The organism is Butyrivibrio sp. X503 (assembly GCF_003625475.1).
GTDB lineage: Bacteria > Bacillota > Clostridia > Lachnospirales > Lachnospiraceae > Butyrivibrio.
The window spans coordinates 76,234-91,846 of sequence record NZ_RAIQ01000003.1 but is presented as its reverse complement, the minus strand read 5'-3'; the positions used below and the strand labels follow the sequence as shown (position 1 = coordinate 91,846).

At 39.2% G+C, this 15,613-nt stretch carries 14 protein-coding genes; 13 read left to right on the top strand and 1 reads right to left on the bottom strand.

The genetic code is table 11. The features are described 5' to 3' along the window. Window positions 1–19: 19 nt before the first annotated feature. Window positions 20–2,431, top strand: a complete 2,412-nt coding sequence (locus D6853_RS05840; protein WP_120657107.1) for a glycoside hydrolase family 3 protein — start codon at window positions 20–22, stop codon at window positions 2,429–2,431. On the opposite strand, the gene D6853_RS05835 is transcribed toward D6853_RS05840, so the two are convergent. Next, complete coding sequence (locus D6853_RS05835) at window positions 2,418–3,206, bottom strand: CPBP family intramembrane glutamic endopeptidase (protein ID WP_120657106.1); 789 nt, start codon at window positions 3,204–3,206, stop codon at window positions 2,418–2,420. The genes D6853_RS05840 and D6853_RS05835 overlap by 14 nt on opposite strands. A gap of 294 nt (window positions 3,207–3,500) precedes the next feature. Between D6853_RS05835 and D6853_RS05830 the strand changes: the two genes are divergently transcribed. The 12 genes from D6853_RS05830 (at window position 3,501) to D6853_RS05770 (ending at window position 15,612) form a co-directional block, all read left to right on the top strand. Next, entirely contained in the window at window positions 3,501–4,283 is a 783-nt protein-coding gene (locus D6853_RS05830; RefSeq protein WP_120657105.1) for a ZIP family metal transporter, read from the top strand. A gap of 158 nt (window positions 4,284–4,441) precedes the next feature. Beyond that, entirely contained in the window at window positions 4,442–5,119 is a 678-nt protein-coding gene (locus D6853_RS05825) for a DUF3800 domain-containing protein (protein ID WP_158588676.1), read from the top strand. A 246-nt stretch (window positions 5,120–5,365) separates the two neighbouring features. Continuing rightward, on the top strand, window positions 5,366–5,590 hold the full coding sequence (locus D6853_RS05820; protein ID WP_120657103.1) for a hypothetical protein: 225 nt from the start codon (window positions 5,366–5,368) through the stop codon (window positions 5,588–5,590). 347 nt (window positions 5,591–5,937) lie between these two features. Further along, complete coding sequence (locus D6853_RS05810; RefSeq protein ID WP_120657101.1) at window positions 5,938–7,581, top strand: DUF2075 domain-containing protein; 1,644 nt, start codon at window positions 5,938–5,940, stop codon at window positions 7,579–7,581. A 14-nt stretch (window positions 7,582–7,595) separates the two neighbouring features. Beyond that, the gene (locus D6853_RS05805) at window positions 7,596–7,916 is read left to right on the top strand and encodes a nucleotide pyrophosphohydrolase (protein ID WP_120657100.1); all 321 of its coding nucleotides are present in this window, start codon (window positions 7,596–7,598) and stop codon (window positions 7,914–7,916) included. A 2-nt stretch (window positions 7,917–7,918) separates the two neighbouring features. Then, window positions 7,919–10,057, top strand: coding sequence for a DNA/RNA helicase domain-containing protein (locus D6853_RS05800; protein ID WP_120657099.1), 2,139 nt, complete (start codon window positions 7,919–7,921; stop codon window positions 10,055–10,057). 5 nt (window positions 10,058–10,062) lie between these two features. Then, window positions 10,063–11,250 carry an HNH endonuclease domain-containing protein gene (locus D6853_RS15380; RefSeq protein WP_199713004.1) on the top strand — a complete coding sequence of 396 codons (1,188 nt, stop codon included), beginning with the start codon at window positions 10,063–10,065 and terminating at the stop codon, window positions 11,248–11,250. After that, window positions 11,247–11,831 carry a class I SAM-dependent methyltransferase gene (locus tag D6853_RS05790; RefSeq protein WP_120657098.1) on the top strand — a complete coding sequence of 195 codons (585 nt, stop codon included), beginning with the start codon at window positions 11,247–11,249 and terminating at the stop codon, window positions 11,829–11,831. The genes D6853_RS15380 and D6853_RS05790 overlap by 4 nt, the downstream gene beginning before the upstream one ends. A gap of 21 nt (window positions 11,832–11,852) precedes the next feature. Further along, window positions 11,853–12,656, top strand: coding sequence for an AbiU2 domain-containing protein (locus D6853_RS05785; RefSeq protein WP_120657097.1), 804 nt, complete (start codon window positions 11,853–11,855; stop codon window positions 12,654–12,656). A gap of 40 nt (window positions 12,657–12,696) precedes the next feature. Beyond that, window positions 12,697–13,923 carry a hypothetical protein gene (locus D6853_RS05780; RefSeq protein WP_120657096.1) on the top strand — a complete coding sequence of 409 codons (1,227 nt, stop codon included), beginning with the start codon at window positions 12,697–12,699 and terminating at the stop codon, window positions 13,921–13,923. A gap of 196 nt (window positions 13,924–14,119) precedes the next feature. Then, a complete protein-coding gene (locus D6853_RS05775) occupies window positions 14,120–14,461 on the top strand; it encodes a hypothetical protein (RefSeq protein ID WP_120657095.1) in 342 nt (113 codons plus the stop codon). A 152-nt stretch (window positions 14,462–14,613) separates the two neighbouring features. Beyond that, window positions 14,614–15,612, top strand: coding sequence for a hypothetical protein (locus tag D6853_RS05770; protein ID WP_120657094.1), 999 nt, complete (start codon window positions 14,614–14,616; stop codon window positions 15,610–15,612). Window position 15,613 lies beyond the last annotated feature (1 nt).

The window sequence follows — 15,613 nt, the reverse complement described above, 5'->3', positions numbered from 1 at the left end:
TTACGGAGGATTTATCAAAATGCAGAAATGGGCAAGACTTCTCTATCAGCCATCACTTCCGCTCTACAAGGACAAGAGAGTGACAAGCAGCAAGGAACATATCGAGATTTCCAAGAACGCTGCAGATGAGGCCATAGTCCTTTTGAAGAACAACGGGATTTTACCTCTTTCAAAGGAAAAGCCCCTCGTACTACTCGGAAAAGCAGCAGTTGACTACGTAAAAGGTGGCGGCGGCTCAGGAGACGTATACTGTGAGTACATCCACTCACTCTATGATGGACTTAAGATACGTGAAGTCAAGGTTTATGAGCCTTTGATGGAATACTATAAAGAGGGACTACAGGAGCAGTTCAAGAAAGGATGCGTTCCCGGAATGACCAAAGAACTCCCCATCCCTTCAAACATGCTCACCGAAGCCAAGAACTTCTCTGACACCGCAATTGTGGTGATCAACAGATTCTCAGGCGAAGGCTGGGATAGAAGCGACAAAGAAGGCGACTATGAGGACTTCAACCCATGGCCTGCCGGACAGAGCATGCCCAAACTCTCGGGCGAGATCTTCCCTGACGGAGACTTCTACCTCAGCCCCGAAGAAAAAGAAATGATCAAGACCGCGAAAGACAATTTCAAGAACGTCATCGCAGTTCTTAACGTCGGCGGAGTCATAGATTGCAGATGGATCGAAGAAGATTCCAAGATCACCGCTGCCGTATACATGGGACAGGGCGGTATGGAAGGCGGACTTTCCGCAGCAGACGTCCTCCTTGGAAACGTATGTCCTTCAGGAAGACTTGCAGATACATTTGCAGGCAAACTCGAGGATTATCCTTCTACAGAGAACTACCACGAGTCCATAGATTATGTTGATTATACTGAGGATATCTACGTCGGATATCGTTATTTCTCAACCATCCCCGGCGCAGACAGCAAGGTCATCTACCCCTTCGGATACGGCCTTTCCTTCACCGATTTTGAGGTAAAAGAGCTGTCGGCTGCCAAGAAGGACGACGAGTTCATTTTCACCGTTAAAGTCACAAATACAGGCAAGGTAGCCGGCAAAGAAGTAGTTCAGCTCTATGCTTCGGCACCTAACGGTAAGCTCGGAAAAGCCGCAAGAAGCTTGATCTCTTTTGACAAGACAAAAGAGCTAAAGGCCGGCGAGTCACAGATCCTTACCCTCACAGCCAACGAGTACGCAATCTCTTCATACGACGACCTCGGCAAAGTAGCTGATGCTTCCTACCTTCTTGAGAAAGGCGAGTACAGCTTCTATATCGGTAAGAACGTAAGAGATGCCGTTAAGTCAGAGTACACTTGGAATCTTTCAGAAGATAAGGTGGTAAAAGAGCTTTCTCACAAGGTAGTTCCTTCTGAGTTAAAAAAGCGTATGCTCAGCGATGGCTCTTTTGAAGAGCTTCCTCTTGGAGAGCATAAGGACAAGAACGAATGCATATTTGAGAAGATGCAGCCCGGAACCGAAGAAGCGACTGCTCCTTTGGTAAAAGAGATCCCGAGGCACTACTATACACAGCCCATGCGTGAGGGCATCAAGAAATTCAGCGAAGTGGCTGAAGGCAAGATCACACTCGATGAGTTCATGGAGCAGCTTTCAACCGATGACCTCATCCATCTTGTAGGCGGACAGCCCAACACAGGCGTTTCCAACGTATTCGGCTTCGGAAACATCTACGAGTACGGCGTTCCCAATGCAGCTACAGCAGACGGCCCCGCAGGTGTCCGTATCATGCCCGAGACAGGAGTTCGCACAACAGCATTCCCTTGCTCAACATCGATCGCATGCACTTGGAATAAAGAGATCGCTGAGGCAGTAGGATTTGCAGGCGGTGAGGAGCTCAAAGAGAACAACCTCAGCGTATGGCTCACACCTGCCATCAACATCCACAGAAGCCCTATGTGCGGAAGAAACTTCGAGTACTATTCAGAGGATCCTTACCTTACAGGAAAGATGGCGGCTGCGATGGTTCGCGGTATCCAGAGAAACCACGTCGGAGCAAGCGTAAAACACTTTGCCTGCAACAATAAGGAGACCAACAGAAAGCACAGCGACTCAAGAGTTTCAGAGAGAGCGCTTCGTGAGATCTACTTAAAGGCATTTGAGATGATCGTAAAAGAGGAAGAGCCTTACACCATCATGTCTTCCTACAACGTAGTCAACGGCCTCCGTGCTTCCGAGAACAAAGACCTCATCACAGGAATCCTCCGCGATGAGTGGAACTTTGGCGGAATCGTCACATCAGACTGGTGGACAAGAGGCGAGCACTACAAAGAGATCAACGCAGGTAACGACCTCAAGATGGCGACAGGCTTCCCCGAAAGAGTTAAAAAAGCCATGGAAATGGGCGCTCTCGACACAGACATGCTTAAGCTCTGCGCAAAGAGGATCCTTGCGACACTCCTTAAGTTTGACTGATCCTTTTAGTCTTAAATTCATTGTTCAGCTGAACGACTGCGGAAATAAAGAGTGTTAAGCAGAGAGCAACTGAAAGGATAGCAAGTAAAAAAGTAAAATCGGTCTTTGGAGCGGTAGTGAAGCAGTCCCAGAATTTAGCCGTAAAATCTATGATCCCATGGAGTATGATACAAGGCCATAGATTCCTTGATCTATAGTAGATCACGCAGAAAAGGCTGCCCATCAGGATCGCATATAACACCTGTGCCAAGGTTGCAACCAAAAGCTCAGGGTATGATATAAGATTGAGCAAGTGAAAAAGTCCAAACACCGATGATGAGAGGATCATAGAAGCAAAAACGCCCCTCTTGGTATCACCAAGCCTATCTAAAAACGCGTTGAAAAAGAATCCTCTAAAAACAAGCTCCTCAAGTACACCGGTTCCCATTTCGGAAAAGATGATACCGATAACCGATGGAATGCATGATAATATCGGCATTGTCGGAGTTTTATGATCAAATATAAGGTTCGAGATGAACAAGATCCAGAATGTTGCTCCATAGACAAAGAGTCCTTTCTTCAGGTTCTTTGTTGAAGGAGCAACACTTTTTTTATACATCTTTTCAATGATAAAGTAGCCGATGATAAAGATCAGCGTTCTTGCTGCAAATTCCGCCATTCCTCCAAGCGCGGGATTTACGATCAATTGGTTAATAGCATGATCTACGAAGATGATACATCCCAGTTCCAATATAAATCCGATGATTATTCCCAATAATAATTTCAAATTTTTCATATCTTTAGCTTGCGATCCCGTAGCCCACGAGATCTAAACCTCCTTTAAAATCGCATTGTTTACATGTTACGTCAGTAATAGTACGACTGATATACTAAATCAGGCATAGTAAAGATACTACATCTATCGTAGGATGTCAACAGTTTTTTTTCAGGGGGCATTCAAATTGGAATTGGAAGACGAATATAGCCTGCCTTAAGTTTGACTGTTCCTTGCATACGTGATAGATTACTGTCTGTATGTTACTGAGAATCATTATCATTAGTTTAGACAGTAGGATTGGGAACACTTAAGATGAGAAGCGAAATTATTATCGGAATACTTATTCCCTTCTTGGGAACGGCGCTCGGCGCTGCAATGGTCTTCTTTTTAAAAGATGACATTTCTGAAAGACTTAAAAAGATACTTACGGGCTTTGCCGCAGGAGTCATGGTGGCAGCTTCATTCTGGAGCCTCTTGCAGCCTTCGATAGAAGCAAGCACCGAATACGGCAAGTTTGCATATATGCCCGCAGCTATAGGATTTTTGATAGGAATCGGCTTTGTCCTCTTCCTTGATATCGTTACTCCGCATATGCACATGGATAACGTATCCGAGGGTCCGACAGGCAGTAAGCTCAAGAGAACCACAAAGCTCATCCTTGCAGTAACACTTCACAACATCCCAGAGGGAATGGCTGTAGGTGTCATATACGCCGGATGGCTTTCAGGACACGTGGCTGTCAGCAGAACCGCAGCCCTCGTCCTCGCAATCGGTATCGCGATCCAGAACTTCCCTGAGGGCGCGATCGTATCAATGCCCCTCAAAGCAGAGGGCATGAACAAAGGAAAGACCTTCCTCTACGGAGCCTTCTCCGGAATCGTAGAGCCGATCGCCTCGATCATCACGATCTTCGCGGCCGCAGTCGTAGTCCAGGTCCTTCCCTACATGCTTGCCTTCGCAGCCGGCGCCATGATGTACGTCGTAGTCGAGGAGCTCATCCCCGAAATGTCAGTCGGCAAGCACACCAACACCGGAACCGTCGCCTTCGCCATGGGCTTTGTCCTTATGATGATCTTAGACGTGGCGTTGGGGTGAAAAGAGATATCGAACAAAAAAGAGCCATACGCTTGCGTCAATGTCATTTAGTTAAGTCCAATTTAAGACTCTTACTGGTTTTAAACGCCAGTAGGGGTCTTTTTTGTTACAAACGAGTGTGCTAAAATTATAATATTAAATTGTTTAGGAGAAAACTTGTGGGCAAACAGACTTATCGTAATGAGCGATGCATCATTTTTGATGAATCCGGCAACCTTGGCTCTGCGGGCAGATACTTTGTAATAGCTTGCATTGATACACATTCTTATAAATCTCTCCATAATGTAATGATGAGAAAGCTTGGTATCGCACGAACACTGTTTCCTGAGATTATCAATGGTCACGCACATGAAATAAAGGCATCTGATGCATACCCATGTGTTAAGCACCATATTATTGAGTGTATTGCTGCTAAAGACATTTCAGTGTCATATATCGTTCTTGATAAAAAATATGCAAAGCCAGAATTACTTGCAGATAAGAATATTATGTACAATTATCTATCAAAAATACTTCTTGCCAAAATGATTGGTAAAGAAGATAGTGGAAAAGTTATCCATATTCTGTGTGATAATCATACCACAAAGATAACTTCATTAAATTCATTTGCAGATTATATTAAAGTCTATTTTAATTATGAGCAGGATTTAGGAATAGATATTGATGTACAATACCTTGATTCAGATTCTGCGGAAGCATACGTTATACAAGCTGCTGATTATGTGGCAAATGCTGTGTGGACTCGATATGAGTATAGTTATGATACATATGCCGATATATTAAATAAGAAATATCAAATACAAGAAAGATTTCCGTATAAGATGTTTGGAATATAAGTTTTTAATAATATTTTTATCAAAAATGAGGAAGAATTAGTTGATTTGTTTATTGACTCTTTACCTTGTTGATGTTAGTCTAATTATAGAAATTGATGGGCATGTAAGCCCATGCTGATGTGTTAAAGTTTAATGACATAAGCTATCTGCTACGGTAGCCGTCAGTATGGCAGTGCCCTTAATTTATGCATATATCCACCAGCCCGGTGACGACACTATTATTCAAGGTCATCAGGAGTAATACGGATGGGTAATATGCAGACTGTCTATAACAGACTTTTCTATTGTATCAGGGAATTGAACAAGACCCGTTCCCTGTTTTCTGTATATCCTGACAAAGATTTTTCACGCAACAGATCTCTCGATTTCATCAAAACAATAAAGACGATTCTTGGCTTTCAGGGTAAGACTCTTGATAAAGAACTTATTGATATTGGAAAGCCTGCAACTGCTTCTGCTTTTGTACAATAACGCGCCAAGATATTGCCCGAAGCTTTCTACTGTTTATTAAGAAGCCATGTAAAAACCATCCCTGTCAGATATAAGTATGAAGGTTACAGACTCCTGGCAGCCGACGGTTCAGATGTGAACACACCTCATAACAAAGCTTCCGCATTCTATCACGAAGGGGAATACAAGCATATTTGCAAAAAGAATTGTTGGAACAAGAAATATCAGAAAAATATGTGGAAAAACCCGAAATACTACGACGTTTGTATAGCTTTGGGTTATTATTTTGAATATAATTATTATATTAGTTTTTTTATGAGAAAGTACGGAAAAAAAGGTGATTTTATCAATCGTATTGAGGTGGGAACATGGAACGTACTGAAAATCTCTACATAATCACAAATCATCCATTTCCGAAGGATGGCTATGGAACTGAGACATATCTTATGAATTGGCCTATGCTATATATTCTCGAAAACGGGAAGAGAATATACATTGGAGAATCTACTAATGTCTCAGAAAGAATGAAGCAGCATAAGGCAAATACCGATAAAAAGCAGTTTAATAAAGTACATTTTATTTACTCTGATAAATTTAATCAGTCAGTGACTTTTGATTTTGAATCGAAGTTGATCCAGTTTGTTTCTGCAGACGAAAAATATATTATTACCAACAAGAACGATGGAATAGCCAACAAAGACTATTACAGAAGAGATGATTATGATGGTACATTCGAATGCTTATGGAATAAACTGAGAAAATGTGGGCTTGCGGATCATAGTTTAGATTGGATAAAGAATAGTGAGTTTTATAAGTATTCTCCTTTCAAGGAGCTTAATGCTGATCAGAAAAATCAGGCCAATCTAATTATGAAAGATATATTAGAAGGAAATAACATTCCTATGGTAATTCAAGGACGACCAGGAACTGGAAAAACGATAGTTGCGGTCTATTTGATGAAATACTTGAGGGATTACGAGGATTCTGTTACGCATAAAAAGATTTTTGCAGACAAGAAGATTGGGCTTATTATTCCTCAGAATTCATTGAGGGCTACGTTGAAAAAGCTATTTAAGAAGATAGATGGATTAGCATCCAAGGATGTTATGGGCGCTTCGGACGCGGTAAACGCTGGCGAATGGGATATTCTTTTTGTTGATGAAGCACAGAAGCTCCAGTGCAGAAGAGCTATTGTCGGATATAGAGATTTCGATAAAAAAAATAAAAGGCTCAAACTTCCGGAGGATGCCACTGAGCTTGACTGGGTGCTCAAGATTTCGAAAAAAGGCGTGTTCTTTTTTGATCCTGAGCAACTTGGAGCGCCGTCTGGTATTTCGGCGGAGGTTTTTAATGAGAAGATTTGCAAAGAAATAAGTGATCGACAGAAAATACGAATTGTCAAATACGCAGAACATCTTCTTACATTGCAGATGAGAGTGGTTGGAGGAGATGAATATATAAAGTACGCCAGAGCATTATTATGGCAAACTGTAATCAGGAGACAACAGTTTGATCATTATGAGTTTAAGATTGTAGATTCTTTTGAAAAATTCAATAGAATGCTATATGAAAAAGAAAAACAATATCAGCTCAGCAGGATGATTGCCGGTTATGCTTGGCCTTGGAAAACTAAAGAAAACCCGAATGAATATGATATCAGCATAGACGGAATTAAGAAAAAATGGAATAGCAAACTCAAGAATTGGGTAAATATTGAAAACTCATTAAATGAAGTAGGATGTGTGCATTCTATTGCTGGTTTCGACCTTAATTATGCCTTCGTTATTCTTGGAGACGATATCAAGTTTAATCCTATTACAAAGCAAATCGAAGTAGATAAAAATAATTATTTTGATAGAAGAATCCGACAATATGCTAAAGACGAGGAGTTGGATATGTATATTAAGAATACATACTATGTACTAATGACTCGTGGTATTAAAGGAACATATTTATATGTAATGGATAACAATCTGAAAAAGTATCTTCAGGATTATGTAGATACGATTTGAGAGGAGAAATATTGATGGATTTTGATGAAGTAAAACGTGAGATAAAAAAATTTACAGAAGATAGAGACTGGGATCAGTTCCATACCCCGGATAATCTCGCAAAGAGCATAGCTATTGAAGCCGGAGAATTGCTCGAGTGTTTTCAGTGGTCACCAGAGTATGATCCGCAGGCGGTAAAGGAAGAGCTTGCGGATGTCATGAATTATTGCATTCAGCTTGCAGATAAACTTGGAATCAGTATAGAGGATGCAATGATAGAAAAGATACGCATGAATGAAAAGAAGTATCCTGTTGATAAGAGCTACGGCAGCAGCAAAAAGTATACGGAGTTATAAAAATGGGAAATAGTCCAAGATGTTTGTTTGATAGCGATATTAAAAAGTTTCTTGAAAAGGAAAAAGAAGCTATATTTGGCGTGCTATGCGATAAATATCATGGAGATGCTCTGACTACTACCAGAGAAGCATGGATAAGAGAAATTGAAATTCTTCAGAGTGTCGTTTTCCCTTGGAAAGAATCAGACGGACGTATCATATTTGAGTATGATATTCCCAGATTAGGGAAAAGGATAGACGTTGTATTGCTGTTAAGCGGTATTGTATTTTGCCTTGAGTTTAAGGTTGGAGAAGCCAAAATACAGGAAAGTGATGTTGATCAGGTTTTAGATTATGCATTGGATCTCAAGAACTTCCATAAGTATAGTCATGATAAGCTTATTGTTCCAATTTTGGTGGCAACGAAACACATAAATACATCTTCAGTAATACAGGCTTCTGTATATAATGACAGGGTTGTTAATCCATTAGTTAGTGGAGAAACTGGACTAAGAGGATTGCTTTCAGAAGTATTGCTACGTTTTCCGGATGAATCCGCGGTGGATTCCAATTGGATTATCAGTCCATATGCCCCGACACCCACGATAATCGAAGCGGCTAAAGCATTATATGAGAGTCATTCAGTTGAAGACATTACCAGACATGAAGCCGACAAAGTAACTACTGATAGAACTATTGCGTACATCTTGGACGTTATTCATAAAAGCAAAAGAGACGGTGAGAAGAGCATTTGCTTTGTGACGGGAGTTCCTGGTGCAGGGAAAACTTTGGTCGGATTAGATGTGGCAGTTAAACAGACATATCAAGGATTTGATAAGCCATTGGAGGATGAAGGTGCAGTATATTTGTCTGGAAATGGTCCATTGGTTGCGGTTCTTAATGAAGCTTTGGCTAAGGATAATTATGCCAAGTGCAGAGAAAGAGGAGAAGCGAAGAAACTTTCAGATTCAAGACGTGAAGTAGGTAAGTTCATACAGATTATCCATAGATATAGAGATAATATGCTTGCAAAGATAAAAAATCCTGTTGAAAATGGAGTGCTTGAAATTGATCCTGCAAAGGCAGTTAAGATGCAGGAAGCAGGATATGGTGAAGTTGAACACGTTGCTATTTTTGATGAGGCTCAGCGTTCTTGGACCCATAAAAGACTTGCGGATTATTTGAAGAGAGGCGGAACATATGGAAATAAGCTCAAGGTTCCAAATTTCCCTATGTCGGAGGCAGCTTTTTTAATATGGGCACTTGATCAGCGTGAAGACTGGGCAACTATAGTTTGTCTTGTGGGTGGTGGTCAGGAGATAAATACAGGAGAAGCCGGAATTACAGAATGGATTAGAGCTTTAAATGATAAATTCACTCATTGGAAAGTATATATATCACCCCAGCTTACAGAGGCTGAATATGCTGAGGGTAAAGTCAATGAGCTGTTACGTGATAACAGAAATGTGACTTTTGCTACAGACCTTCATTTGGGAGTATCACTTCGCTCCTTCAGAGCTGAGAAGTTATCCTCTATGGTACATGCATTGCTTTCTTTAGATGTAGAAGCAGCTTCTTTATACTCTGAAATTAAAGATAAATATCCTATTTATTTGACTAGAGATATGGAGAAAGCAAAAAGATGGCTTCATGAAAAGGTAAGAGGTACGGAAAGAACGGGTGTGCTTATCACCAAGGAGTCTGCAAGATACAAGCCGCTTGGAATACACGTGTTACAATCAGATGAAGATAATGCAGTGCACTGGTTTCTGGAAGATAAAACTGATACTCGGTCATCTAATTATTTGGAGGATGCTGCTACTGAAATTCAGGTTCAGGGATTGGAGCTAGATTATACATGCCTTCTATGGGATGCAGATATGCGTTATGAGAATGGCGAATGGCATTATTACAGATTCAATGGTAAAGAAAAATGGGATGAAATACTCCCTAATAACGAAACACGTGTAGAGAAGATGAAATATATGCTAAATGCATATAGAGTATTACTCACACGCGCTAGATCAGGAATGGTCATATGTGTTCCTGAAGGAAACGCTAACAAGACAGCTACGGGCTTCTGGGAGGATGGGACTCGTCTTCCGGAATACTATGATGGAACATATGATTATCTAAAGAGTATCGGTTTCGAGGAATTATAAATAATATGGGCGATTTTGCTTCTAGTAAAATCGAATATGATTTAAAGATAGAAGGAGGCTACTATAACCATCTGGATATAGAAGGCTTCTCTCTTATGATGAAAAATCCTTCATATTGCTACAAATTTTATTGGCTTGAAGCAATAGTGAATCTGATTTCTGAAGGTGTGAGTAAAACTACATTTGATGAGATCATAAATGAGATGATTGCCAATGCTTGGTATTCTGTACTTGAATTTCATATTCATTTGAGTGGTATCGTTCTGGGTGATGTAAAAGATGGTCTTGAGAGAGCGGTGCTAAAGCTTAGTAAGATAAGTGAGCTACCTGCGAATGCTTCCAAGATCGAGATAAAAAATAAGATAAAGGAATTTAATTCTGAGGTAATAAACGAAAAGAAGCAGCTTACCAATATGGTACCGTATAAGGCACTTTCAGGCTTTTTTGCAAAGTATGGTGAGCGCGAAGATTCTGGTAGTGTTCACAGAATGATTGCCTATATTGAACGTGTTAATAAAGAAATTATATTGCCCTACACATTAGGTGAAAGCCCAAATCTTAAGAAAGAAGTATACTTTAACCCTTCTTGGATAAAAATGATTCAAGACAATACTGTTTCTATATTAGGCTGGATACAGTTTGAGAAGGTTAAGTGGCTTCAGAATAACAATCCGGAAGTGCCGGGACTTGTCTATAAATTGGCACCTATGGACGAGAAGATGCGTAAGCTAAACGCTGTGCACAAATTGTGGGATGCGGTTATGGAGTTAACGCAGATCACAGATGTTTTTACGGAAGAACTAATAGCTTCAAAGAAATATGATGTGGATCATTTTATTCCGTGGTCGTTTGTTATGAATGACGAATTATGGAATCTGATGCCGATGGATTCTTCACTTAATTCATCCAAGAGCAATAAACTTCCGGAGTGGGATCCTTTCTTTAAGCGGTTTTCTAAGAATCAGTACAAGCTTTATTGCCTAATACATGATGAAGACTATCCGGTTATGCATAAGCGTTTTGAGGCTTGCTATAAGGATAATTTACATTCAATTTGGGCAAATCAGGATCTTTATCGACCCGGAAACACAGCTGAAGAATTTGGGAATATCTTGGAAAAGAATATGCGTCCTGTTTACGACTCGGCAAGAAGACAAGGCTATGAACTATGGACAGGAGTTAAGAATAAATGATTGATAATAACGTTGAATACTATAACAAGAACGCAGATGCTTTCTATTACGGAACAGTCGGTGTAGACATGTCCAATATCAGGAATAAGTTTATTTCACTTCTTCCGGAAAACGCTCGCATTCTTGACGCAGGCTGCGGAAGTGGAAGAGATAGTAAAGCATTCCTTGAAGCTGGATTTCGAGTCACTGCATTTGATGCATCAGAAGAGATGTGCAAGAGAGCTTCTATGTACATGAATCAAAAAGTACTACAGATGCGTTTTGAAGAAATGACTTTTGAAAATGAATTCGATGGCATCTGGGCATGTGCATCACTTCTCCATGTTCCAATGGGTGAGCTTCCATCCATCATGCTAAGAATGAATGAAGCGCTGAAACTCGGAGGGATTATCTATGCTTCCTTCAAGTACGGCGAAGGAACAATGACACGCGGTGAGCGTAAGTTCAGTGACTTTAACGAACGAAGCGTAATCCCGCTTTTTGAAAACGCTGGATTTACCGTTCTAAACGTTTCGATCAGTACGGATGGTAGAGAGGGAAGAGAAGACGAGAAGTGGATAAATGTTTTTGGAGAGAAGTAGGTTGGATTAAGGAGTAATTAAGTGGAGAAGGATGAAATAATAAAACTGTCTGAGGGATTATATCAACAGGCTTTAGAGGCAAATTGTATTTACTCGATGATTGAGCAGTATCATAAAGCTAAAAAAGAATATGGAGATGTTCTTGGTTGCTTTCCTGCGTTTTATAATTTGACATATAATGCTATGTTGAAAGCGTGCTTTATGGAAATAGCAAAACTGTATGATGATAATTCTACATCTTTAGGCGGACTAATACTTAGTTGTTCGGAAAATATAAATGTTTTTCCAGAGTATAGGGAAGTAATTGAACATGAAATTGAAGGGGAGAAAATTACAACCGAGGTTCCTTACCAGCATTATTTGAAAAAAGAAGAGGAAGTATTTTATAAAGAATATGTAGAATTACAACGACGCTTGTTTAGTTTTTTTTCAGATGGTGATGTTAGTGATATTTTGGTGCAAAAAGATTTTACATTTCCAGAGTTATTAGAATTATACCAAAAGAGATTTAATAGCTTAAGTAAAAAGAAAAAAAATCTTCGTAAGCAGAGGAATAATCTATATGCGCATAATGGAGATGAGATTATTTTTAATGATGCAGTAATAATAGAAAAATATCCAATTAGTTTTTCGGATATAAAAGATCTTATCCAATTTGCTTTGGATATTACAAGAATGATTCTTGGAATACTAACGAATGTAAGTAGGCCAGAAATATATTCGAATATCGAAGAGTTTGAATTTCTTTTGAAGTATGCCAGAGTTGGGGTGGCAAAGCAAAAGGAAGAGGAAGAAAAATGGCGAGATTCAATGAACGTGCATTAGAAAAGTCTACTATGACGTTTTTTAAACTTGGAGCTAAGACATGATGGAATACTACGCAATTTCTTATTACGGTGAGCATTACAAACTTGGATATATCGAAATGGATTTTTTGGATTGTGATACCGTAAATCGATTTGTTGGTGAGAGTAGGAATGGTTTTTGGGAAAAAGTTCATATCATCTCGGCGGAAGTTCCTTACAGTACTTACAAGAGAAATATAGGGATTAAAGATAAAACTCTTCGAAGTGGCGGAGCTCTTTTTAAAGTGACACTTAAAGAAACTACAAGACCTCGTTCCGGTTTTGCGTGTGATATCTATAGTAGGGACGGATTTGAGTTAAGACAATCCAGAGTAATGTTCTATAGCGTGGAAAGGTGTTCCAAGGAAGAAGAGGAGCGGATTATAAAAGATCTAATGAAGAAGTTTGATCTTTCGGATTATCCGGAATACGACGGCCCGGATGGAGATGTTGCTACTCGCCTCAAGAGTAAGCTTAAGAAGGGGCCTTCTCCTAAAAGTATTATTTTTAGAACATATGATGTTGGACAGGGGTTAGCGACTTCTCTTACAGGTGAAGAGGTAGCACCGTTTATGTATTTTGATTACGGTACAGACAAGATTGCCAATGAGGTGCCGCCGGGACTGAACATGAGAGTAGATGCCAAGAAAACCGTCATTTTTCTATCACATGTTCATGAGGATCATTGGTGCGGATATAGGATAAATCCTGAAGCACTCAAGTGCACATGGATTGTTCCGGATCAGAGTGGGCATTCAATATATCATAAGTTTTTAATTATGATCACATTGTCGCATGGAAGTGTTTATAGGCACGGAGCGGATATTGATCTTGGAAGTATTTATATAGGTCACGCAGCATCAACTATAAATCCTACTCGTGTAGCTGCGCATGAACATGAGAGCGGTTTTGCTATGTACATAAATGCTAGAGTATACGACGAATTTGAGGATCTGTTTGACTATAAGATCACTGTTGCCGGGGATCAGGATTATGACTATCAGGATGCGACGAAATATGCAGATACAGATCTTCTTGTAGCTTGCCATCATGGCGGTAAGTACTGCTGGAGTACAAAGTATACGAGAATAAAGCCACATGATGATAACTCTGTGATTGTTTATAGTTATGGTATAAATAACACATTTGGACATCCCAGTAAAACGGCTGATTATTCAGGATGGGGATGGAAAAAAAGGCATGATACGGCGACTGATGGGATGTATCAGAAGTGGATATTTATTTGAGATAAAAAATGGAATTGGAATTATCTGATAAGAATGATGATACTGATGAAGTGTACGACAGCTAAGCGTAAAGATGCGCTTGGCTGTTTTCTTTTCATTTATAGGATAATTGTAAGAAGATAAAATGTAGTATGTGGGTATTGTGTTACAATTAAAGCAATTCGAAAATTAATTTCTTTATAGGTGGAAATAAGCAATGAGTAGTAGGAAATATCCGGTTATTACGTTATGTGGAAGTACAAGATTTAAGGATGAATTTATGGAGGCTCAGAAACGGCTTACGCTTGAGGGCAACATTGTTATCAGTGTTGGTCTCTTTGGACATTCCGGGGATTCTGAGGTTTGGGAAAACATGGATGAAGGGACTTTGACCAAGACCAAAGAAATGCTTGATGATATGCATAAGCGGAAGATCGATATGGCTGATGAAATATTTGTGATCAATGTAGGTGGTTATATTGGTGACAGTACACGTTCTGAGATTGAATACGCCAAGAAGCATAATAAGAAAATAATGTACTTGGAAGAAAAAAATTAAAATTATTTATACTTAGATGATAATTAAGACAGGTTAAGGTTCAAAGTTGGACCTTAACCTGTTTTTGGGATATACGTCTTCCTAATGTTTACCAGAATCAGGATATTGATTGTGATAAGCTTTATGCAAATATAAAAGGAGATGGCTTACTAATGAATAAAGACATTAAAACCGAAGAGTTTCTTATTGAAATATACGATATGGCAAAGAGGCGAAAAACTGAAGAAGAAATAGTGGGTTTACTCGAAGGAAAGTATTGTTATTCAAGAGAAAACTTAGATAAATTATTCCTCAAAAAATTCAAGATGACTTTGATTTGCTATATAAAAAAAATGCGACTAATATGTGCATATGAGTATTGGTGTGCAAATGGGTGCAAATCTATTAGCGAAAAAGAGTCGGTATTTTGGCTTCCACAGTTTAAAAGGAAATTTAAAGAGTGTTTCAGTTATTCTCCGGAAGAAGCATACGAAAAAAATGTGGATTTGAAGAGTGTATTACCTAATGGAGAATTATATAAGGCGCTTAGTGATTCTTCAATCTTTGAAGATTTTAAAATAGAGAGTAAAGGTATAAAAATTGTTTTAAATGAATTCAATACTCTATTATTTCTTATGGATCAACCTGTGTACAAGATCCCGCAATTACTGTGGGATAAGTGTCAAGCTGAAGAGGATCCTTTAACAAGAAAGTTATTGATCATTGCAAGTACGAGATATTATGAAGAGAAGAAAAGTGAGAATGATAATTGGATAAGCCAGCCAATTGAATATGTTCAAGAAGATTTAGAAAGACTGGAACTTTATGATGTTGATAATCCCATATTATTAGGAGGAATGCTTTTTTTTCATATGAAGGGGTTTGATAAAGTATTCTCGACATTTAAGGATAAGATTAATGAAATTATTCCATTCTTATATGCTGATGATTTCGGCTTGTGGCAAATGAATGATTTTTATTTATCATCATATAATTATTTAAAGAAATATTCACTTACTATGAATGTGAATATTAAGTTGATTGCGGAATATTTAGACATAAGTGTCGATGAAACACTTAATGAATTATGGATACGTACTAAAGCTGGTTTGCTTTGTTATGGAGAAGAACGTTATCCGGAATCAATTTATTATAATAGAAATCAGGATTAGA

Excerpts from the sequence above, each read along its gene's own strand:
- D6853_RS05840 (WP_120657107.1), top strand. The coding sequence starts at position 20 with ATGCAGAAATGGGCAAGACTTCTCTATCAGCCATCACTTCCGCTCTAC.
- D6853_RS05835 (WP_120657106.1), bottom strand. The coding sequence starts at position 3,206 with ATGAAAAATTTGAAATTATTATTGGGAATAATCATCGGATTTATATTG.
- D6853_RS05830 (WP_120657105.1), top strand. The coding sequence starts at position 3,501 with ATGAGAAGCGAAATTATTATCGGAATACTTATTCCCTTCTTGGGAACG.
- D6853_RS05820 (WP_120657103.1), top strand. The coding sequence starts at position 5,366 with ATGGGTAATATGCAGACTGTCTATAACAGACTTTTCTATTGTATCAGG.
- D6853_RS05810 (WP_120657101.1), top strand. The coding sequence starts at position 5,938 with ATGGAACGTACTGAAAATCTCTACATAATCACAAATCATCCATTTCCG.
- D6853_RS05805 (WP_120657100.1), top strand. The coding sequence starts at position 7,596 with ATGGATTTTGATGAAGTAAAACGTGAGATAAAAAAATTTACAGAAGAT.
- D6853_RS05800 (WP_120657099.1), top strand. The coding sequence starts at position 7,919 with ATGGGAAATAGTCCAAGATGTTTGTTTGATAGCGATATTAAAAAGTTT.
- D6853_RS15380 (WP_199713004.1), top strand. The coding sequence starts at position 10,063 with ATGGGCGATTTTGCTTCTAGTAAAATCGAATATGATTTAAAGATAGAA.
- D6853_RS05790 (WP_120657098.1), top strand. The coding sequence starts at position 11,247 with ATGATTGATAATAACGTTGAATACTATAACAAGAACGCAGATGCTTTC.
- D6853_RS05780 (WP_120657096.1), top strand. The coding sequence starts at position 12,697 with ATGATGGAATACTACGCAATTTCTTATTACGGTGAGCATTACAAACTT.
- D6853_RS05775 (WP_120657095.1), top strand. The coding sequence starts at position 14,120 with ATGAGTAGTAGGAAATATCCGGTTATTACGTTATGTGGAAGTACAAGA.
- D6853_RS05770 (WP_120657094.1), top strand. The coding sequence starts at position 14,614 with ATGAATAAAGACATTAAAACCGAAGAGTTTCTTATTGAAATATACGAT.